The 19,800-nt window shown below is 65.9% G+C and carries 21 protein-coding genes; 17 read left to right on the forward strand and 4 right to left on the reverse strand.

From position 1 onward, the window contains the following. Nucleotides 1-18 precede the first annotated feature (18 nt). Nucleotides 19-303: a pyrimidine/purine nucleoside phosphorylase gene (locus tag AA0Z93_RS21440; protein WP_413046996.1), complete on the forward strand. Its 285-nt coding sequence runs from the start codon at nucleotides 19-21 to the stop codon at nucleotides 301-303. Nucleotides 304-341: 38 nt separating this feature from the next. Here the strand turns inward: AA0Z93_RS21440 and AA0Z93_RS21445 are convergent, their stop codons facing one another. After that, nucleotides 342-1,034: an alpha/beta family hydrolase gene (locus AA0Z93_RS21445; protein ID WP_413046995.1), complete on the reverse strand. Its 693-nt coding sequence runs from the start codon at nucleotides 1,032-1,034 to the stop codon at nucleotides 342-344. 49 nt (nucleotides 1,035-1,083) lie between these two features. Between AA0Z93_RS21445 and ccoN (AA0Z93_RS21450) the strand changes: the two genes are divergently transcribed. The 16 genes from ccoN (AA0Z93_RS21450) to AA0Z93_RS21525 all read left to right on the forward strand — a co-directional run bounded on the left by ccoN (AA0Z93_RS21450) (nucleotide 1,084) and on the right by AA0Z93_RS21525 (nucleotide 16,541). Beyond that, entirely contained in the window at nucleotides 1,084-2,508 is a 1,425-nt protein-coding gene (gene ccoN / locus AA0Z93_RS21450; RefSeq protein WP_413046994.1) for a cytochrome-c oxidase, cbb3-type subunit I, read from the forward strand. A gap of 13 nt (nucleotides 2,509-2,521) precedes the next feature. Continuing rightward, complete coding sequence (ccoO, locus tag AA0Z93_RS21455; protein ID WP_413046993.1) at nucleotides 2,522-3,130, forward strand: cytochrome-c oxidase, cbb3-type subunit II; 609 nt, start codon at nucleotides 2,522-2,524, stop codon at nucleotides 3,128-3,130. Between the two features lie 5 nt (nucleotides 3,131-3,135). Then, nucleotides 3,136-3,327 carry a cbb3-type cytochrome oxidase subunit 3 gene (locus AA0Z93_RS21460; protein ID WP_296268640.1) on the forward strand — a complete coding sequence of 64 codons (192 nt, stop codon included), beginning with the start codon at nucleotides 3,136-3,138 and terminating at the stop codon, nucleotides 3,325-3,327. After that, nucleotides 3,324-4,262, forward strand: a complete 939-nt coding sequence (gene ccoP, locus AA0Z93_RS21465) for a cytochrome-c oxidase, cbb3-type subunit III (RefSeq protein WP_413046992.1) — start codon at nucleotides 3,324-3,326, stop codon at nucleotides 4,260-4,262. The genes AA0Z93_RS21460 and ccoP (AA0Z93_RS21465) overlap by 4 nt, the downstream gene beginning before the upstream one ends. 378 nt (nucleotides 4,263-4,640) lie before the next feature. Continuing rightward, nucleotides 4,641-6,083: a cytochrome-c oxidase, cbb3-type subunit I gene (gene ccoN, locus AA0Z93_RS21470; RefSeq protein WP_413046991.1), complete on the forward strand. Its 1,443-nt coding sequence runs from the start codon at nucleotides 4,641-4,643 to the stop codon at nucleotides 6,081-6,083. After that, entirely contained in the window at nucleotides 6,083-6,691 is a 609-nt protein-coding gene (gene ccoO, locus AA0Z93_RS21475) for a cytochrome-c oxidase, cbb3-type subunit II (protein WP_413046990.1), read from the forward strand. The genes ccoN (AA0Z93_RS21470) and ccoO (AA0Z93_RS21475) overlap by 1 nt, the downstream gene beginning before the upstream one ends. Beyond that, nucleotides 6,691-6,894: a cbb3-type cytochrome oxidase subunit 3 gene (locus AA0Z93_RS21480; protein WP_413046989.1), complete on the forward strand. Its 204-nt coding sequence runs from the start codon at nucleotides 6,691-6,693 to the stop codon at nucleotides 6,892-6,894. Before ccoO (AA0Z93_RS21475) ends, AA0Z93_RS21480 begins: the two co-directional genes overlap by 1 nt. Further along, entirely contained in the window at nucleotides 6,891-7,862 is a 972-nt protein-coding gene (gene ccoP / locus AA0Z93_RS21485; protein WP_413046988.1) for a cytochrome-c oxidase, cbb3-type subunit III, read from the forward strand. The genes AA0Z93_RS21480 and ccoP (AA0Z93_RS21485) overlap by 4 nt, the downstream gene beginning before the upstream one ends. A 246-nt stretch (nucleotides 7,863-8,108) precedes the next feature. Continuing rightward, nucleotides 8,109-9,521 (forward strand): cytochrome c oxidase accessory protein CcoG, encoded by a 1,413-nt coding sequence (ccoG, locus tag AA0Z93_RS21490; RefSeq protein WP_413046987.1) that lies wholly within the window; start codon nucleotides 8,109-8,111, stop codon nucleotides 9,519-9,521. A gap of 11 nt (nucleotides 9,522-9,532) precedes the next feature. Further along, entirely contained in the window at nucleotides 9,533-10,060 is a 528-nt protein-coding gene (locus tag AA0Z93_RS21495) for a FixH family protein (protein ID WP_413046986.1), read from the forward strand. Then, nucleotides 10,057-12,510, forward strand: a complete 2,454-nt coding sequence (locus AA0Z93_RS21500) for a heavy metal translocating P-type ATPase (RefSeq protein WP_413046985.1) — start codon at nucleotides 10,057-10,059, stop codon at nucleotides 12,508-12,510. The genes AA0Z93_RS21495 and AA0Z93_RS21500 overlap by 4 nt, the downstream gene beginning before the upstream one ends. 40 nt (nucleotides 12,511-12,550) lie before the next feature. Beyond that, nucleotides 12,551-12,760, forward strand: coding sequence for a cbb3-type cytochrome oxidase assembly protein CcoS (gene ccoS, locus AA0Z93_RS21505; protein WP_413046984.1), 210 nt, complete (start codon nucleotides 12,551-12,553; stop codon nucleotides 12,758-12,760). Further along, on the forward strand, nucleotides 12,753-13,436 hold the full coding sequence (locus AA0Z93_RS21510; protein ID WP_413046983.1) for a sulfite exporter TauE/SafE family protein: 684 nt from the start codon (nucleotides 12,753-12,755) through the stop codon (nucleotides 13,434-13,436). Before ccoS ends, AA0Z93_RS21510 begins: the two co-directional genes overlap by 8 nt. 105 nt (nucleotides 13,437-13,541) lie before the next feature. After that, nucleotides 13,542-14,924 carry an oxygen-independent coproporphyrinogen III oxidase gene (hemN, locus tag AA0Z93_RS21515; protein ID WP_413046982.1) on the forward strand — a complete coding sequence of 461 codons (1,383 nt, stop codon included), beginning with the start codon at nucleotides 13,542-13,544 and terminating at the stop codon, nucleotides 14,922-14,924. Between the two features lie 279 nt (nucleotides 14,925-15,203). Further along, nucleotides 15,204-15,938 carry a Crp/Fnr family transcriptional regulator FnrA gene (gene fnrA / locus AA0Z93_RS21520; RefSeq protein WP_296268653.1) on the forward strand — a complete coding sequence of 245 codons (735 nt, stop codon included), beginning with the start codon at nucleotides 15,204-15,206 and terminating at the stop codon, nucleotides 15,936-15,938. Between the two features lie 54 nt (nucleotides 15,939-15,992). Then, entirely contained in the window at nucleotides 15,993-16,541 is a 549-nt protein-coding gene (locus AA0Z93_RS21525) for an adenine phosphoribosyltransferase (protein ID WP_413046981.1), read from the forward strand. A 51-nt stretch (nucleotides 16,542-16,592) separates the two neighbouring features. Here the strand turns inward: AA0Z93_RS21525 and recR are convergent, their stop codons facing one another. From recR to dnaX, 3 genes are all read right to left on the reverse strand, one after another. Beyond that, nucleotides 16,593-17,195: a recombination mediator RecR gene (recR, locus tag AA0Z93_RS21530; protein WP_413046980.1), complete on the reverse strand. Its 603-nt coding sequence runs from the start codon at nucleotides 17,193-17,195 to the stop codon at nucleotides 16,593-16,595. Between the two features lie 89 nt (nucleotides 17,196-17,284). Next, complete coding sequence (locus AA0Z93_RS21535; RefSeq protein WP_296268656.1) at nucleotides 17,285-17,611, reverse strand: YbaB/EbfC family nucleoid-associated protein; 327 nt, start codon at nucleotides 17,609-17,611, stop codon at nucleotides 17,285-17,287. A gap of 63 nt (nucleotides 17,612-17,674) precedes the next feature. Further along, on the reverse strand, nucleotides 17,675-19,759 hold the full coding sequence (gene dnaX, locus AA0Z93_RS21540) for a DNA polymerase III subunit gamma/tau (RefSeq protein WP_413046979.1): 2,085 nt from the start codon (nucleotides 19,757-19,759) through the stop codon (nucleotides 17,675-17,677). Nucleotides 19,760-19,800: the final 41 nt, after the last annotated feature.

Genomic DNA, 19,800 nt, shown 5'->3' on the forward strand with positions numbered 1-19,800 from the left:
CCCTTCAGGAGTCGCGCCATGTTCAAGGTCAATGAGTACTTCGACGGCACCGTCAAATCGATCGCCTTCGACAGCGCCAGCGGGCCGGCCACCGTCGGCGTCATGGCCGCCGGCAACTACGAGTTCGGCACCGCCAAGCGCGAGATCATGCACGTGGTGTCGGGCGCGCTGACCGTCAAGCTGCCAGGCAGCGATGCCTGGGACACCTTCGAAGCCGGCAGCCAGTTCCAAGTGCCTGCCGACAGCAAGTTCCAGTTGCGGGTCAAGGTCGCTACCGCTTACCTGTGCGAATACGTCGACTGATCCACCGCGCCGCGGGGCCGCCCGGCTCCGCGCACCCGTCACGCTTTCAGAAACGCCGCCACCCGCTGCGCCGCCTGCTGCAAATGCCCGTCGTGGGTACAGCCCGAAGCCTTCAGGGGTTTGAGGTCGTGGTCGGCCGCCTGTAACCAGCACAGCTCGATCGCAGGCGAGAGTGCGTAAGCCTCCACTGCCTGACGATTACCCAAGGCATCGCGCTCGCCCTGCACGATCAGGCTGCGGGTACCCAACGTCGCCAGATGCTCGGTACGCGGCTTGTCCGGTTTGCCTGCGGCATAGAACGGATAGCCCAGGCATACCAAAGCATCGGCACCCAGCTCGTCGGCCAGCAGACTGGCCATGCGCCCGCCCATGGACTTGCCGCCGATGGCCAGACGGCCCGTGACCAAAGGTCGCACCTGGGCGTGCACCTCCCGCCAGCAGTCGAGCAGCGCCTTCTGCGGGTTGGGCGGCCGCCGCGTGCCGCCTTGGCGCCGCTGGGCCATATAGGGGAACTCGAAGCGCACCACCGCCACCCCTTGCGCGACCAGCCTCGCTGCCATCTGCTGCATGAACGGGCTGTCCATCGGCGCACCTGCACCATGGGCCAGAATCAGCGTCGTCCGGCAGCCATCTCCCTGCCGCCCCTGGGGCGCATCGCAGCGCAAGCCTGGAACTTTTCCGACCGGTGCCCATTGATCCCCGTCAATACCGGCCAATTGCCCTTCTCTCATCCTTCCCTCGCTTTTCAGCCTGCCTATAACCGTGGATGGGAACCCATACATGAACACAACCCTAAGACCTGCCTACAACTACGAGGTGGTCCGCCAATTCTCCATCATGACGGTGGTGTGGGGCATCGTCGGGATGGGGCTCGGCGTCTTCATCGCCGCCCAGCTCGTCTGGCCCGCCCTCAATTTCGATCTGCCCTGGACCAGCTTCGGTCGCCTGCGCCCGCTGCACACCAACGCGGTGATCTTCGCCTTCGGCGGCTGCGCGCTGTTCGCCACCTCCTACTACTCGGTGCAGCGCACCTGCCAGACCACGCTGTTCGCACCCAAGCTCGCGGCCTTCACCTTCTGGGGCTGGCAGCTGGTGATCGTGCTGGCCGCCATCACGCTGCCGCTGGGTTACACCAGCTCCAAGGAATACGCCGAGCTGGAGTGGCCGATCGACATCCTCATCACCATCGTCTGGGTGGCCTATGCGGTGGTGTTCTTCGGCACCTTGGCCAAGCGCAACACCAAGCACATCTATGTCGGCAACTGGTTCTTCGGCGCGTTCATCCTCACCGTGGCGCTGCTGCACATCGTCAACAACCTCGAAGTGCCGGTGAGCCTGACCAAGTCCTATTCGGTGTATGCCGGGGCCACCGACGCCATGGTGCAGTGGTGGTACGGCCACAACGCCGTGGGCTTCTTCCTCACCGCAGGCTTCCTGGGAATGATGTACTACTACGTGCCCAAGCAGGCCGAACGCCCGGTGTATTCCTATCGCCTGTCGATCGTGCACTTCTGGGCGCTGATCACACTGTACATCTGGGCCGGCCCCCACCACCTGCACTACACCGCCCTGCCCGACTGGGCGCAGTCGCTGGGCATGGTGATGTCGCTGATCCTGCTGGCGCCCAGCTGGGGCGGCATGATCAACGGCATGATGACCCTCTCCGGGGCCTGGCACAAACTGCGCAGCGATCCGATCCTGCGCTTTCTCGTGGTGTCGCTGGCCTTCTACGGCATGTCCACCTTCGAGGGGCCGATGATGGCGATCAAGACCGTCAACGCCCTGTCCCACTACACCGACTGGACCATCGGCCACGTGCATGCCGGCGCTCTGGGCTGGGTGGCGATGATCTCCATCGGCGCCATGTACCACACCATCCCCAAGGTGTTCGGCAAGGAGCGCATGTACAGCCTCGGCCTGATCAACGCGCACTTCTGGCTGGCGACCATCGGCACCGTGCTGTACATCGCCTCGATGTGGGTCAACGGCATTGCCCAGGGCCTGATGTGGCGTGCGGTCAACAGCGACGGCACGCTCACCTACTCGTTCGTGGAAACCCTGGTGGCCAGCCACCCCGGCTTCATCGTGCGCTTCATCGGCGGGGCGATCTTCCTCACCGGCATGCTGCTGATGGCTTGGAACACCTGGCGTACCGTGCGCGCCTCGGCCAGCGCCGCCGCTCCCGCGCATGCCCAGTTGGCTTGAGGAGAAGCGCCCGATGAAACACGAAGTCATTGAAAAGAACGTCGGCCTGCTGGCCTTGCTGATGGTGCTCGCCGTCAGCGTCGGCGGCCTGACGCAGATCGTGCCGCTGTTCTTCCAGGACGTGACCAACACCCCGGTCGAAGGCATGAAACCCTATACCGCGCTGCAACTCGAAGGCCGCGACATCTACATCCGCGAAGGCTGCGTGGGCTGCCACTCGCAGATGATCCGCCCGTTCCGCGCCGAGACCGAGCGTTACGGCCACTATTCGGTGGCCGGCGAGAGCGTGTGGGACCACCCCTTCCTCTGGGGTTCCAAGCGCACCGGGCCGGACCTGGCCCGGGTCGGCGCACGCTACTCGGACGACTGGCACCGCGCGCACCTGTACAACCCGCGCAACGTGGTGCCCGAGTCGAAGATGCCGGCCTACCCGTGGCTGGTGGAAAACACCCTCGACGGCCGCGATACGGCGAAGAAGCTCGAGGTGCTGCGCACCCTCGGCGTGCCGTACAGCGACGCCGACATCGCCGGCGCCCGCGACGCGGTCAAGGGCAAGACCGAGATGGACGCTCTGGTGGCGTACCTGCAAGTGCTCGGCACCGCCATCAAGAACAAGAGGTAGAGGCAATGGAGATGGACATCGGCACCCTGCGCGGCATCGGCACGCTGGTCGTGATGATCGCGTTCATCGGCCTGTCGCTGTGGGTATTCAGCCGCCGCCGCGACCGCGATTTCGCCGAAGCGCGTCTGCTGCCCTTCGACGACGAACCTCTGCCCCCTACCGGGCAAGCGCCTGCCATGAGGAGTAACGGGCAATGAGCACTTTCTGGAGTACGTACATCAGCGTGCTGACCCTCGGCAGCCTGATCGGCCTGACCTGGCTGCTGCTCTCGACCCGCAAGGGCCAGAGCGACACCACCGACCAGACCATGGGGCACAGCTTCGACGGCATCGAGGAATACGACAACCCGTTGCCCAAATGGTGGTTCTGGCTGTTCGTCGGCACCCTGGTGTTCGCCGTCGGCTACCTGATCCTCTACCCGGGCCTGGGCAGCTGGAAAGGCGTGCTGCCAGGCTATGAAGACGGCTGGACCGGCGTCAACGAATGGCAGAAGGAAATGGACAAGGCCGACGCCACTTTCGGCCCGCTGTTCGCCAGGTACGCGGCCATGCCCCTCGAAGAGGTGGCCAAGGACCCCCAGGCGCTGCGCATGGGCGCTCGGTTGTTCGCCTCCAATTGCTCGGTGTGCCACGGCTCGGACGCCAAGGGCGCCTACGGCTTCCCCAACCTCACCGACCAGCAATGGCGCTGGGGCGGCGATGCGCAGACCATCAAGCAGTCGATCATGGACGGGCGCCATGGCGTGATGCCAGCCTGGTCGGAGGTTATCGGCGAGCAAGGCGTGGCGGACGTGGCAGCCTACATCGTCACCGGCCTCAATCATCGCACGCTGCCCGATACCGCCACGGCCGACGCCGGCCGAGGCCAGGCGATCTTCGCCGCCAACTGCGCGGCCTGCCACGGACCGGAGGGCAAAGGCATGCCACTGCTGGGCGCACCGGACCTGACCGTGGCCCAGGCGTTCATCTATGGTTCGAGCTTTGCGCAGTTGCAGCAGACCATCCGCTATGGCCGCCAGGGGCAGATGCCGGCCCAGCGCGACATCCAGGGCAATGACAAGGTGCACCTGCTGGCCGCCTATGTGTACAGCCTGTCACAACCGGACGTGCCAGAAACCACCACTGCCCGCTGACGTTCCCCCTTCGCGGGGCCTTGCCGGGCCCCGCACCTGCCCCCCCGCCGTATCCCCGCCCGCTTCGATCCGCCCTCGAACCTGCATCGCCTGCGCCACTGCTTTGGTTACGGTGCGCTCGGCCATTTGCGCCGTCCTCCAGTGCTGCGACGCGCCGCGAAAAAAGATTGACCGAACGATCAGAAAAATCGGAGAAACGGTACACATAACAACCATTTGTTTGTGTACACTCATCCCACCTTCCCCGGTCGCAGTCGCGCCCAACGGAGGGCCGTGACACGGATCGGCGCCAGTGCGCGTGCGTGCCAGAGCCCAAGGGCTCATTCCTGCTGGCGCCGATTGACGACCCACAAAACAACAAGACCGTGGAACCCTGCAATGAACACTGCTCACCATCCGACCGCGTACAACTACCGGGTCGTCCGCCAGTTCGCCATCATGACGGTGGTCTGGGGGCTGCTGGGCATGGGGCTTGGCGTCTTCATCGCCTCGCAACTGGTCTGGCCCCAGCTCAATTTCGACCTGCCCTGGGCCAGCTTCGGCCGGCTCCGCCCGCTGCACACCAACCTGGTGATCTTCGCCTTCGGCGGCTGTGCGCTGTTCGGCAGCAGCTATTACGTGGTGCAACGCACCTGCCAGACACGGCTGCTGTCCGACCGCCTGGCCGCCTTCACCTTCTGGGGCTGGCAGGCGGTGATCGTCTCGGCGCTGGTGACCCTGCCCATGGGTTACACCACCAGCAAGGAGTACGCCGAGCTGGAATGGCCGGTGGCGATCCTGCTGGCGATCGTCTGGGTCAGCTATGCGGTGGTGTTCTTCGGTACGCTGCTCAAGCGCAACACCAAACACATCTACGTCGGCAACTGGTTCTACGGCGCGTTCATCCTGGTCACGGCGATGCTGCACATCGTCAACCACGCCTCCCTGCCAGTGAGCCTGTTCAAGTCCTACTCGGCCTACGCCGGGGCCACCGACGCGATGATCCAGTGGTGGTACGGCCATAACGCCGTCGGCTTCATCCTCACCACCGGCTTTCTGGGGATGATGTACTACTTCGTGCCCAAGCAGGCCGAACGCCCCATCTACTCCTATCGCCTGTCGATCGTGCATTTCTGGGCGCTGATCACTCTGTACATCTGGGCCGGGCCCCACCACCTGCACTACACCGCCCTGCCCGACTGGGCGCAGTCGCTGGGCATGGTGATGTCGATCATCCTCCTGGCGCCGAGCTGGGGCGGCATGATCAACGGCATGATGACCCTCTCCGGGGCCTGGCATAAGTTGCGCACCGACCCGGTGCTGCGTTTCCTGGTGGTGTCGCTGGCGTTCTACGGGATGTCCACTTTCGAAGGGCCGATGATGGCGATCAAGACCGTCAACGCGCTGTCGCACTACACCGACTGGACCATCGGTCACGTACATGCCGGCGCCCTGGGCTGGGTGGCGATGATCTCCATCGGCTCGGTCTACCACATGCTGCCGCGCCTCTACGGCCGCGAGCAGATGCACAGCGTGGGCCTGATCAACGCGCATTTCTGGCTGGCGACCATCGGCACCGTGCTGTACATCGCCTCGATGTGGGTCAACGGCATCACCCAGGGCCTGATGTGGCGCGCAGTGAACGACGACGGCACGCTCACCTATTCCTTCGTCGAGGCGCTGCAAGCCAGCCACGCCGGCTACATCGTCCGCGCCTTGGGCGGGGCGATCTTCGCTTCGGGCATGCTGCTGATGGCCTGGAACACCTGGCGCACCGTGCGTGCCGGCGACACGGCCCGCGCCGAAGCCGCCGCACGCATCGTCACCCTGGGGGCGCACTGATGAAACACGAAGTCGTTGAAAAGAACGTCGGCCTGCTGGCGCTGTTCATGGTCATCGCGGTCAGCATCGGCGGGCTGACGCAGATCGTGCCGCTGTTCTTCCAGGATGTCACCAACCTGCCAGTCGAAGGCATGAAGCCGCGCACCGCGCTGGAAGTAGAAGGGCGCGACATCTACATCCGCGAAGGCTGCGTGGGCTGCCACTCGCAGATGATCCGTCCGTTCCGCGCCGAGACCGAACGCTATGGCCACTATTCGGTGGCCGGCGAGAGCGTGTGGGACCACCCCTTCCTCTGGGGCTCCAAGCGCACCGGGCCGGACCTGGCCCGGGTCGGCGCACGCTACTCGGACGACTGGCACCGCGCGCACCTGTACAACCCGCGCAACGTGGTGCCCGAGTCGAAGATGCCGGCCTACCCGTGGCTTGCGGAAAACACCCTCGACGGCCGCGACACGGCGAAGAAGCTCGAGGTGCTGCGCACCCTCGGCGTGCCGTACAGCGACGCCGACATCGCCGGCGCCCGCGACGCGGTCAAGGGCAAGACCGAGATGGACGCGCTGGTGGCCTACCTGCAAGGCCTGGGCACCCTGATCAAGAGCAAACGCTGATGGATATCGGAATGATTCGCGGCCTGGGCACCCTCGTGGTGCTGGTGGCCTTCGTCGGGCTGGCCCTGTGGGTGTTCAGTCCGCGGCGCAAACAGGATTTCGACGAGGCGACGCAACTGCCGTTCGCCGACGAACCGCCACGCGACGTCGAGCCCACCCAAAAGAAGGCGCCGAACCAGGCGCCTGGGAGCCAGCAACCATGACTACCTTGTGGAGCCTCTACGTCAGCGTGCTCACCCTCGCCACCCTGGTCGGCCTGACCTGGCTGCTGCTGTCGACCCGCAAGGGCCAGCGCGAGGACACCACCGAAGACACCGTGGGCCACGCCTTCGACGGCATCGAGGAATACGACAACCCGCTGCCCAAGTGGTGGTTCTGGCTGTTCGTCGCCACCCTGGTGTTCGCCGTGGGTTACCTGGTGCTGTATCCGGGACTGGGCAACTGGCGCGGCATCCTGCCCGGCTACGCCTATCTGGATAACGACAAGCGCACCGAATTCGCCACCGGCGACAGCGGCTGGAGCGGCGTGCACGAGTGGGAAAAGGAGATGGCCCGCGCCAACGCCCGCTTCGGCCCGCTATACGCCAAGTACGCGGCCATGCCGGTCGAGGCCGTGGCGCAAGACCGCAAAGCCCTGCAGATGGGTGCGCGGCTGTTCGCCTCCAACTGCTCGGTGTGCCACGGCTCCGACGCCAAGGGCGCCTTCGGCTTCCCCAACCTCACCGACGATGTCTGGCGCTGGGGCGGCGAGCCCGACACCATCAAGGCCAGCATCATGAACGGCCGCCACGGAGTGATGCCAGGTTGGGCCGCGGTGATCGGCGACCAGGGCGTGGCGGACGTGTCCGCCTTCGTCCTGACCGGGCTCAACGGAAGGCGTCTGCCCGAAGGCGCCAACGCCGACGCCGGCAACGGGCAGAAGCTGTTCGCCGCCAACTGCGTGGCTTGCCACGGCGCCGAGGGCAAAGGCACGCCCTTGCTGGGCGCGCCGGACCTGACCCGGCCTGCGGCGTTCATCTACGGCTCGAGCTTCGCCCAGTTGCAGCAGACCATCCGTTACGGGCGCCAGGGGCAGATGCCAGCACAGGCGCAGTTGCAGGGCAACGACAAAGTGCACGTGCTGGCGGCGTATGTGTACAGCTTGTCTCATCCGGCCAAGGACGGCGAATGAGCGGCTCGGGGAGCACCGGCCGGACGCTGCTGGAAAGGCGCCATCAGCCAGTGGTCTGACCTGGATCAATTGACATTCGGCCATATCACGTTAAATGGCCATCCCCAATGCGGCTTAAGGTCGCAGCGCCGTCCCGGGCGGCTGGCACGGGCGTATCATCCGGCTCGGGGCCAGGCCCCCAGCGATACCGACCGCGGCCGGCATGGATCCGCCGCGGCACTTTCTCCACTGCCGTGGGACACGATGATGAGCAAACAGATTCCAGTACAGGACGTCACTCCACCTGCCCAGGGGATGGTTTCCGTGGACCTCTACGCCGCACGCAAGAACATCTACACCAAAGCCTTCACCGGCCTGTTCCGCCGCGTGCGCATGGTCGCCGGCGCCGTGCTCTTCCTGCTGTACTTCGGCACCGTATGGCTCGAGTGGGGCGGCCATCAGGCGGTGTGGTGGAACCTGCCGGAGCGCAAGTTCTACATTTTCGGCACCACCATCTGGCCGCAGGACTTCATCCTGCTCTCGGGCATCCTCATCGTCGCCGCCTTCGGCCTGTTCTTCATCACGGTGTATGCCGGCCGGGTCTGGTGCGGCTATACCTGCCCACAAAGCGTGTGGACCTGGATCTTCATGTGGTGCGAGAAGGTCACCGAAGGCGACCGCAACCAGCGCATCAAGCTCGACAAGGCTCCGATGAGCGCCAGCAAGCTCGTGCGCAAAACCGCCAAACACGGCCTGTGGCTGCTGATCGGCCTGCTGACCGGGCTGACCTTCGTCGGCTACTTCTCACCGATCCGCGACCTGCTGTCCGAGCTGTTCACCGGCCAGGCCGACGGCTGGGCATACTTCTGGGTCGGCTTCTTCACCCTGGCCACCTACGGCAACGCCGGCTGGCTGCGCGAGCAGGTGTGCGTGCACATGTGCCCCTATTCGCGTTTCCAGAGCGTGATGTTCGACAAGGACACCCTGATCGTGTCCTACGACCCGCGCCGGGGCGAGGCCCGCGGCGCACGCAAGAAAGACACCGACTACCAGGCCAAGGGCCTGGGCGACTGCATCGACTGCACCCTGTGCGTGCAGGTCTGCCCCACCGGCATCGACATCCGCGACGGCTTGCAGATCGACTGCATCGGCTGCGCCGCCTGCATCGATGCCTGCGACACGGTGATGGACAAGATGCACTACCCGCGCGGGCTGATCAGCTACACCACCGAACATAACCTGTCCGGGCAGAAGACCCGAATGGTGCGGCCGCGCCTGATCGGCTACGCGCTGGTGCTGCTGGCGATGGTCGCAGCGCTTGCCAGCGCCTTCGCCCTGCGCCCGCTGGTGGGCCTGGACGTCAGCAAGGACCGCGTGCTGTACCGCGAGAACGCCGAAGGCCGGATCGAAAACGTCTACAGCCTCAAGGTGATGAACAAGGACCAGCGCGACCACGTCTACGTGCTCGACGCCAGCGGCCTGCCCGATCTGCGCCTGGACGGCCGTCGTGAGATCGCCGTAGGCGCCGGCGACATCGTCAGCCTGCCGGTGCGGCTGTCGGTGGCCCCAGAAGCACTGCCCTCGACCACCAATCCAATCACCTTCACCCTGCGCAGCGCCGATGACGACGATGCCCAGGTGCAGGCCCAGAGCCGCTTCATCGGCCCCGCCATCCGTTAAGGGAAACCGCCATGCCCGTTACCGCCAGCAGCCCTTGGTACAAGCACCTCTGGCCCTGGATCCTGATCGGCATCCTGACCTGCTCGGTGTGCCTGAGCCTGACCATGGTCGCCATCGCGGTGCGCAACCCGGACAACCTGGTCAACGACAACTATTACGAGGCCGGCAAGGGCATCAACCGCTCGCTCGACCGCGAGCTGCTGGCGCAATCGCTGGCGTTGAAGGCGAGCCTCTACCTGGACGAACTGACCGGCGAGGTGGAACTGCGCCTCGAAGGCCGCAGCGAGCCGCCCAGCCTGGCGCTGAACCTGATCTCACCCACCCAGCCCAGCCGCGACCGCAAGGTGCTGCTCAACCGCGCAGGGCCAGGCCGCTACCTGGGCCAGCTGGACGACAAGGTCGAAGGCCGGCGTTTCGTCGAGTTGCTGGGTGAAGAGCAAGGCCGGGTATGGCGGCTGTTCGAAGAGGAGAACGTGGTGCACGGCGCGCGTCTGGCGTTGGGCGACGAGGCGTTGCTCGGAGCCGAGCGCCAGCCATGAGCCAACCCTGCCTTTGCTACCACTGCGCCCTGCCGGTGCCGGCCGGCACTCGCTTCGACGCCGTGGTGCTGGGCGAGACGCGTGCGTTCTGCTGCCCAGGCTGCCAGGCGGTGGCCGAATCGATCGTCGCCGGGGGGCTGGAGCACTACTACCGGCACCGCAGCGAAACCAGCGCCAACCCCGCCGACCTGCCCCAGCAGTTGCAGGATGAACTGCGCCTGTTCGACCGCAGCGACGTACAGCGCGGGTTCGTCCGCGAGGACGGCGCTTGCAGCGAAGCCACCCTGATGGTCGAGGGCATCAGTTGCGCGGCCTGTGGTTGGCTGATCGAAAAGCACCTAGGTAATCTGCCGGGCGTCGAGAACGCTCAGCTGAACCTCTCCAGCCACCGCCTGACGTTGCGCTGGTCAGCCCAGACCCTGCCCCTGTCACGGCTGCTGACCGAGCTGCGGCGCATCGGCTACGCCGCCCATCCCTACCAGCCCGACCAGGCCAGCGAGCGCTTGGCGACGGAGAACCGCAGCGCGCTGCGCCGCTTGGGCGTGGCTGGGCTGCTGTGGTTCCAGGCGATGATGGCGACCATGGCCACCTGGCCGGAATTCAACGTCGACCTGTCCCCCGAATTGCACACCATCTTGCGCTGGGTGGCGCTGTTTCTGACCATCCCCATCGTCTTCTACAGCTGCGCGCCCCTGTTCAAAGGTGCGGCCCGCGACCTGCGCACGCGCCATCTGAGCATGGACGTGTCGGTGTCGCTGGCCATCGGCCTGGCCTTCGTCGCAGGCATCTGGACGGCCGTCACCGGGCATGGCGAGCTGTATTTCGACACGGTCGGCATGTTCGCCCTGTTCCTGCTCACCGGCCGCTACCTGGAGCGCCGCGCCCGACAACGCACCGCAGCGGCCACGGCGCAACTGGTCAACCTGCTGCCTGCCTCGTGCTTGCGCCTGAGTGCAGACGGGCATGCCGAGCGCATTCTGCTCGGCGAGCTGCAGGTCGGCGATCGCCTGCAAGTGCCGCCAGGTGCGGTGATTCCAGCCGACGGGCGCATCGTCGAGGGCCGCTCGAGCGTCGACGAGTCGCTGCTCACCGGCGAATACCTGCCCCTGGCGCGCCGGCAAGGGGATCGGGTCACGGGCGGCACGCTCAATGTCGACAGTCCTTTGACCGTGGAAGTCGAAACCCTTGGTACGGCCAGCCGGCTGTCGGCCATCGTCCGCCTGCTGGAGCGCGCGCAATCGGAAAAACCGCGCTTGGGGCGCATCGCCGATCGCGCGGCCCAGGTATTCCTGCTCTGCTCGCTGATCGCGACCGTCGTGGTGGGCGCCGTATGGTGGCAGATGGACCCGAGCCGCGCCTTCTGGATCGTTCTGGCGATGCTGGTAGCCACTTGCCCATGCGCCTTGTCGCTGGCCACACCCACGGCGCTCACCGCCGCGACGGGGACGCTGCACAAGCTCGGCGTGCTGGTGACCCGTGGCCACGTGCTGGAAGGCTTGAACCAGATCGACACGGTGGTGTTCGACAAGACCGGCACCTTGACCGAGGGCCGTCTGACCTTGCGCGCCGTTCACCCGCTCGCTGACCTGAACGCCGACCGATGCCTGGCCCTGGCCGCCGCTCTGGAAACCCGTTCCGAGCATCCCATCGCTCGCGCTTTCGGCCCTGCCGGGCAACCTGCCGAGGCGATACAGGCCACGCCAGGGCAGGGTTTGCAGGGCCAGGTGCAAGGGCGTCGGTTGCGCATCGGCCAAGCCGCGTTCGTCTGCGCCTTGAGTGGTGCCGACGTGCCGGTGGCACCTGAATCCAGCGGGCAGTGGCTATTGCTGGGCGATCAGCGCGGGCCGCTGGCCTGGTTCGGCCTGGACGACCGCCTGCGGGCCGATGCCCTCGCGCTGGTCGCCGCCTGCAAGGCCCGGGGCTGGCGCACGCTGCTGCTGTCGGGCGACAGCTCGCCGATGGTGCTGGAAGTGGCCGAGCGGCTCGGTCTCGACCAGGCCCAGGGCGGCTTGCGCCCGGACGACAAACTGGCACGGGTCAAAGCCCTGCAAGCCCAGGGGCATCGGGTGCTGATGCTGGGCGACGGGGTCAACGACGTGCCGGTGCTGGCCGCCGCCGACATCAGCGTCGCCATGGGCAGCGCCACGGACCTGGCCAAGACCTGCGCCGACGCCGTGCTGCTGAGCAATCGCCTGCAAGCGCTGGTGGACACCTTCGACCTGGCTCGACGCACACGCCGCACTATCCTGCAAAATCTGTGGTGGGCGACGTTGTACAACGGCCTGATGCTACCCTTCGCGGCGCTGGGCTGGGTCACGCCGGTGTGGGCGGCCATCGGCATGTCGGTCAGTTCGCTGATCGTGGTGCTCAATGCCTTGCGCCTGACCCGGTTCGAGGCTTCGCCTGCGCGCGATGAATCCAGGCCATGCCTGGCCGGAGCGCAGCCTTGAAGCGTGCCGCCGCCTTCCTTCTACGCCGAGCGTTCTGACCATGCCTGCCTTGTACATCATGATTCCCGCCGCCTTGCTGATCGTCGGCGTGGCCATCTACATCTTCTTCTGGGCGGTGGACAGCGGCCAGTACGACGACCTCGACAGCCCGGCGCACAGCATCCTGTTCGACGACCAGGATCCGGCGCACCAAGCCGCGATCAAAGCCGACGCCAGCGAACGTCGCGACACGGACAAAGCCGATGGCTGACCTGCTGCCGCTGCTCGGCTCTGCACTGGTGCTCGGCCTGCTGGGGGGCGGCCATTGCCTGGGCATGTGCGGCGGGCTGATGGGTGCGCTGACCCTGGCCATTCCCGCCGAACAACGCAGCCGCCGCCTGCGCCTGCTGGTCGCCTACAACCTGGGCCGGGTGCTCAGCTACGCCGCTGCCGGCCTGGTCCTGGGCTTGGCCGGCTGGGCCGTGGCAAGCACGCCGCTGGCCTTGGGCATGCGGGGGCTGGCGGCCGCGCTGCTGATCGCCATGGGTCTGTACCTGGCCGGTTGGTGGAGCGGGCTGACCCGCGTGGAGGGAGTGGGACGCGGCCTCTGGCGACGCCTGCAACCCCTGGCCACGCGCCTGCTGCCGGTGTCGAGCCTGCCGCGCGCCCTACTGCTGGGCGCGCTGTGGGGCTGGCTGCCGTGCGGGCTGGTGTACAGCACCCTGCTCTGGGCCGCGAGCCAGGGCGATGCCGGCCACAGCGCGGCGCTGATGCTGGCCTTCGGCATCGGCACCTGGCCTGTACTGCTGGCCACCGGGCTTGCCGCCGAGCGCATCACGGCGCTGCTACGGCGACGCAGCGTGCGCCGTGCGGGCGGGCTGCTGGTGATGCTGTTCGGCCTGTGGACCTTGCCGGGGCCGCACCAGCACTGGCTGATGGGCCACTGAGCGGCGCGCCCGCGCGACCGGTTTGGCCCTTGATGCAAATCAACATGGCCGCCCCAGCGCCCCCCTAGACTGCGGCCCATGCTGCTTTGTCCAGGGACTGCCCACATGCTCGACGATCTGCGTTGGGACACCGATCTGATCCGCCGCTACGACCTCAGCGGCCCGCGTTACACCTCCTACCCCACCGCCCTGCAACTGCACAGCGAAGTGGGTTCGTTCGACCTGCTGCACGCGCTGCGCGAAAGCCGTCGCGCGCTGCGGCCATTGTCGCTCTACGTGCACGTGCCGTTCTGCGCCAACATCTGCTACTACTGCGCCTGCAACAAGGTCATCACCAAGGACCGCGCCCGCGCCCAGCCTTACCTGCAACGCCTGGAACAGGAAATCCAGCTGATCGCCTGCCACCTCGACGGCCGCCAGACCGTCGAGCAGCTGCATTTGGGCGGCGGCACGCCGACTTTTCTCAGCCATGTGGAGCTGCGCCAGCTGATGGGCGCACTGCGCCGGCACTTCAGCCTGCTCGACGACGACTCCGGCGACTACGGCATCGAGCTCGACCCACGCGAGGCCGACTGGTCGACCATGGGCCTGCTCCGCGAACTGGGCTTCAACCGCGTGAGCCTGGGCGTGCAAGACCTCGACCCAGCGGTGCAACGGGCCATCAACCGCCTGCAAAGCCTGGAACAGACCCGCACCCTGATCGAAGCCGCGCGCACCCTGCAATTCCGCTCGGTCAACCTCGACCTGATCTACGGCCTGCCCAAGCAGACCCCCGAAGGCTTCGCCCGCACCGTGGAGGAGATCATCCACCTGCAGCCCGACCGCCTCTCGGTCTTCAACTACGCGCACCTGCCCGAGCGCTTCATGCCGCAACGGCGCATCGAGGGCAGCGACCTGCCAGCCCCTGCGGCCAAGCTGGAGATGCTGCGCACTACCATCGAGCAGTTGACCGCCGCCGGTTACCGCTACATCGGCATGGACCATTTCGCCCTGCCCGACGACGAACTGGCCATCGCCCAAGAGGAAGGCACCTTGCAACGCAACTTCCAGGGCTACACCACCCACGGCCATTGCGACCTCATCGGCCTGGGCGTCTCGGCGATCAGCCAGATCGGCGACCACTACAGCCAGAACAGCAGTGACCTGGCCACCTACCAGCAGCGCTTGGCGGACGCCCAGCTCGCGACCCAGCGCGGCCTGGTATGCAACCGTGACGATCGCATCCGACGCGCGGTGATCCAGCGACTGATCTGCCATTTCGAATTGGCTTTCGAGCCGATCGAACGGGCGTTCACCATCGATTTCCGCGGCTATTTCAGTGCCGAATGGCCAGCACTGCAAGGCTTGCAGCGCGATGGTCTGATCACCCTCGACTGCCATGGCATTCGCGTGCTACCGGCCGGGCGCTTGTTGGTGCGGTCGGTGTGCATGGCGTTCGACGCCTATTTGGCCCAACACACGCAACAACGGTTTTCGCGCGTCATCTGACCCACCCCACATGCACCGAGGCTTGTACGAAAACTCGTAAACATTCAAAAGGGAACGGTCTTTTCGGTCCGGCTTCATCGCCGTTGAAGCGACCCTTCGTATCGAGCGCGGCGGGCATGGACAGCCTGCCCTGGTGCTTGCAGAGGGAAACGCCACCCATCCAGGCACCTACCGGTGCCGACCAAGCCGCGGTGCACGATCACTGCACCGGCTGGCTACCGCACACCCCCTTAAGGTACCCTTACGGCTTATGTGTGCTTTTCACAAGGATCGAAAGAAATGTCCGAGCCAGTCAAACTGCGCCCCCACACCCAGGCCCACTGCAAGGATTGCAGCCTGGCCCCGCTGTGCCTGCCCCTGTCCCTGAATCTGGAAGACATGGATGCGCTGGACGACATCGTCAAACGGGGTCGCCCGCTGAAAAAAGGCGAGTTCCTGTTCCGCCAGGGGGACAATTTCGGTTCGGTGTATGCCGTGCGTTCGGGGGCTTTGAAAACCTTCAGCCTGAGCGACAGCGGCGAGGAACAGATCACCGGCTTCCACCTGCCCAGCGAACTGGTCGGGCTGTCGGGGATGGACACCGAGGCCTATCCGGTGTCGGCCCAGGCTCAGGAAACCACGTCCGTGTGCGAGATCCCCTTCGAACGCCTGGACGAGCTGTCGGTGCAGTTGCCGCAGCTGCGTCGCCAGCTGATGCGCGTCATGAGCCGGGAAATCCGCGACGACCAGCAGATGATGCTGCTGCTGTCGAAGAAGACCGCCGACGAGCGCATCGCCACCTTCCTGGTCAACCTTTCGGCGCGCTTCCGTGCCCGTGGGTACTCGGCCAACCAGTTCCGCCTGAGCATGTCGCGCAACGAAATCGGCAACTACCTGGGCCTGGCCGTGGAAACCGTGTCGCGGGTCTTCACCCGCTTCCAGCAAAACGGCCTGCTCAAGGCCGAAGGCAAGGAAGTGCACATCCTCGACCCGATCCAGTTGTGCGCGCTGGCCGGCGGCTCGATGGACGCCTGAGGGCGAAGTGAATTGGGTATACTGGCGGCCAGATTTCCCCAGGATACCCGCAACATGCACAGCGACGCCTTCGACCTCAAAGCCCTGATCCGCCCGGTACCCGACTTTCCCAAACCGGGCGTGATCTTCCGCGACATCACCCCCCTGTTCCAGTCGCCCCGTGGCTTGCGCTACGTCGCCGACCAGTTCATCGAGCGCTATGTCGAAGCGCCGTTCAGCCACATCGGCGCCATGGACGCGCGAGGCTTTCTGATCGGCTCCATCATCGCCCACCAGCTGAACAAACCGCTGATCCTGTTCCGCAAGCAAGGCAAACTGCCTGCGGACGTGCTGTCCGAGCCTTACAAGACCGAATACGGCGAAGCCTTCCTGGAAGTGCACGCCGACAGCCTGTGCGAAGGCGACGCCGTGGTGATCTTCGACGACTTGATCGCCACCGGTGGCACCCTGCTCGCCGCCACTCAACTGATCCGTCGTACCGGCGCCCAGGTGTTCGAAGCGGCGGCGATCATCGACCTCCCCGAACTGCAAGGTTCGCAGCGTCTGCAGGAGGTGGGCGTACCCACCTTCTGCCTCACCGAGTTCTCGCTCGCCGAGTACTGAGTTCCCCTGCCTTACCAGGTGCCGGTAAGCCGGCACCTGCGCCTGTTCCGATCAATACGCCACGGGCCGGCGCCCGGCGAAGGCGTGTGCCAACGTGCCGCCATCGACCAGTTCCAGCTCGCCGCCCAGGGGCACGCCATGGGCGATACGTGTGGCTGGAATGTTTTTCTCGGCCAGCAACTGCGCGATGTAGTGCGCGGTCGCCTCGCCCTCGACCGTGGGGTTGGTCGCCAGGATCACTTCGGTGAAGGTGCCTTTGGCTTCGATCAGCGCCATCAACTGCGGGATGCCTATCGCGTCCGGCCCCAGGCCGTCGAGCGGCGACAGGTGGCCCTTGAGCACGAAGTAGCGGCCGCGGTAACCGGCCTGGTCGACGGCGAACATGTCCATCGGCCCTTCCACCACGCACAACTGGGCATCGTCGCGACGTGGATCGGCGCATTGCGGGCACAGCTCCTGTTCGGTCAGGGTGCGGCACTGCCGGCAATGACCAACGCCCTCCATGGCCTGGGACAGCGCCTGGGCCAGGCGCGTACCGCCGCTACGGTCGCGTTCGAGCAGTTGCAGGGCCATGCGCTGCGCGGTTTTCTGACCCACGCCCGGCAGGATGCGCAAGGCGTCGATCAATTGGCGGATCAAGGGGCTGAAGCTCATGGGGCAAACCTGCTCTCAACGGATGGCATAACGAACGAGGGAGCCGCAGCCCTGCGGCTGCCGCTCCCCCTTCACACAACGAATAACGCTTAGAACGGCATCTTGAAGCCTGGCGGCAATTGCATGCCGGCGGTCATGCTGCCCATCTGCTCCTTGCTGTTCTGCTCGATCTTGCGCACGGCGTCGTTGACGGCGGCGGCGATCAGGTCTTCGAGCACTTCCTTGTCTTCCTGCATCAGGCTGTCATCGAGGCTGATGCGCTTGACGTCGTGACGGCCGGTCATCACGACACTGACCAGACCGGCGCCCGATTGCCCGGTCACTTCAGCCTTGGCCAGTTCTTCCTGGGCCTTGGCCATTTTTTCCTGCATTTGCTGGGCCTGCTTCATCAGGCCAGCCATGCCACCTTTCATCATGGGGTATACCTCGAGTGGGTCGTAGGCTACCGCCCGGCCTGGGCCGGACGTGTGGTTATTCGTTCAATCGCCCTGGTTCGCCAGGACCTGCACAGGCTCAATTGTATCCTGCCGCACCGAGGCGCCAAACCGCTGGATCATCTGCTGGATGAGCGGGTCTTGCTCGATTGACACTTCGGCCTCGTGCTGGCGCTCGGCACGCTTGCGCGCAGCGGCCTGGGCCGGGGTTTCCTGCTCCGGGCGCTGCAGCTCGATGGTCAGGCCGATGTTGCGGCCCAGGTGCTGGTTGAGCGCTTCGTTCAGGCGCCGCTGCTGGGTGGTGTTGAACAGCGCGCCTTGCGCGGGGTCCAGGTGCAGCAGCCAGTGGTCGCCTTCGGTGGATATCAACGTACAGTTGGCAGCGATGTTGCCCGTCATACCCGAGACCGGCAGCGCCGGGAATAATTCCAGCCATTGCAAGGCCAGCCCCGTGGCCGGCTTGGCCGCAGGTAGCGGCTCGGCCGGGGGCTGGGCCTCGGCCTCCTGCACGTGCTCGGCCAGTTCGTCCAGGTAGCTGAACGAAACAGGGTCGGGCGGCGGCGACTCGTAGTCGTCGTCGAGCGGCGCGTCGTCGTCGCGCTCCATGCCTGCCGAGGCGTAGGCCGAGGGGTCGAACGGCGGCTCGTCGTCACGGGGGTCGGACGGCGCATGGCGATGCTGTGCCGGCGCTTGCTCACGCGCAGGCTGGACCATTTGCGCCACTGGCTCCCAGGGCAGGTCGGTGGGGGCCGGGGCCTGCGGGGCCTGGACGGGCGTAGGCTCGGCTTTGGCCGCCGATGGTGCCTTGGGCTGCGGTTGTGCAGCGGGCTGTGGTGGCGCGGCGGGCTTGGATTGCGCAGCGACAGGCGCCGCAGGCTGGGCCGCCGCTGGCGCCATCGCCAATGCCGCTCGGTCCGATGCCGCCGCCGCTTCAGCGGCAGGCTCGGCGACCCTAGAGGGCGCCCCTGCCACCGCTTTGGAGGAATCAGCTGTGGCTTGGCTGATCCCCACCGGCTTTAGCGTGGCCCTCGGCGCGTCGTCGGCATCGGCCGGACGGAACGCCAGCATGCGTAGCAGCACCATCTCGAAACCGCCCCGCGGCTCGGGCGCCAGGGGCAGGTCGCGACGGCCGATCAGGCCCATCTGGTAATAGAACTGCACGTCTTCGGCCGGCAACGCCTGGGCCAGGTTCAACACCTGCTCGCGGTCGCCATGGCCGTTGTCGACCGCTTCGGGCAACGCCTGGGCGATGGCCACGCGGTGCAGCACGTTGAGCATTTCGGCCAGCACCCCGCTCCAGTCCGGCCCCTGCTCGGCCAGCTCGCGCACCGCTTCGAGCAAGGCCCGCGCGTCACCGTCGAGCAGGGCTTGCAGGACGCTGTAGACCTGGCCCTGATCGAGGGTGCCGAGCATGGCGCGCACGTCCGCCGCCAGCACCTTGCCTTCACCGAAGACGATGGCCTGGTCGGTCAGGCTCATGGCGTCGCGCATCGAGCCGTCGGCGGCGCGGCCGAGCAACCACAAGGCATCTTCTTCGAACGGCACGTTTTCGGCCGCCAGCACATGGGCCAGGTGCTCGACCACCCGTTCCGGGGTCATGTTCTTCAACGAAAACTGCAGGCAACGCGACAGGATGGTCGCCGGCAACTTCTGCGGATCGGTGGTGGCGAGGATGAACTTGACGTAAGGCGGCGGCTCTTCGAGGGTCTTCAACAATGCGTTGAACGAGTGGCTCGACAGCATGTGCACTTCGTCGATCAGATAGACCTTGAAGCGCCCGCGGCTCGGCGCGTACTGCACGTTGTCGAGCAGCTCGCGGGTGTCTTCGACCTTGGTGCGGCTGGCGGCGTCGATCTCGATCAGGTCGACGAAGCGCCCCTCGTCGATCTCGCGGCACACCGAGCACTGCCCGCAAGGTGTGGAGGTGATGCCGGTTTCGCAATTCAGGCACTTGGCGATGATGCGCGCGATGGTGGTCTTGCCCACCCCGCGGGTGCCGGTGAACAGGTAGGCGTGGTGCAGGCGCTGGTTGTCCAGCGCGTTGATCAAGGCCTTGAGCACATGGGCCTGGCCGACCATTTCGCGGAACGAGCGCGGACGCCATTTACGTGCAAGAACCTGATAACTCATGAAAAACGTCACGACCTGGGGAGCGAAGAGCGCTAATGCTA

The sequence above is a fragment of the Pseudomonas phoenicis genome (assembly GCF_047302395.1).
Lineage (GTDB): Bacteria > Pseudomonadota > Gammaproteobacteria > Pseudomonadales > Pseudomonadaceae > Aquipseudomonas.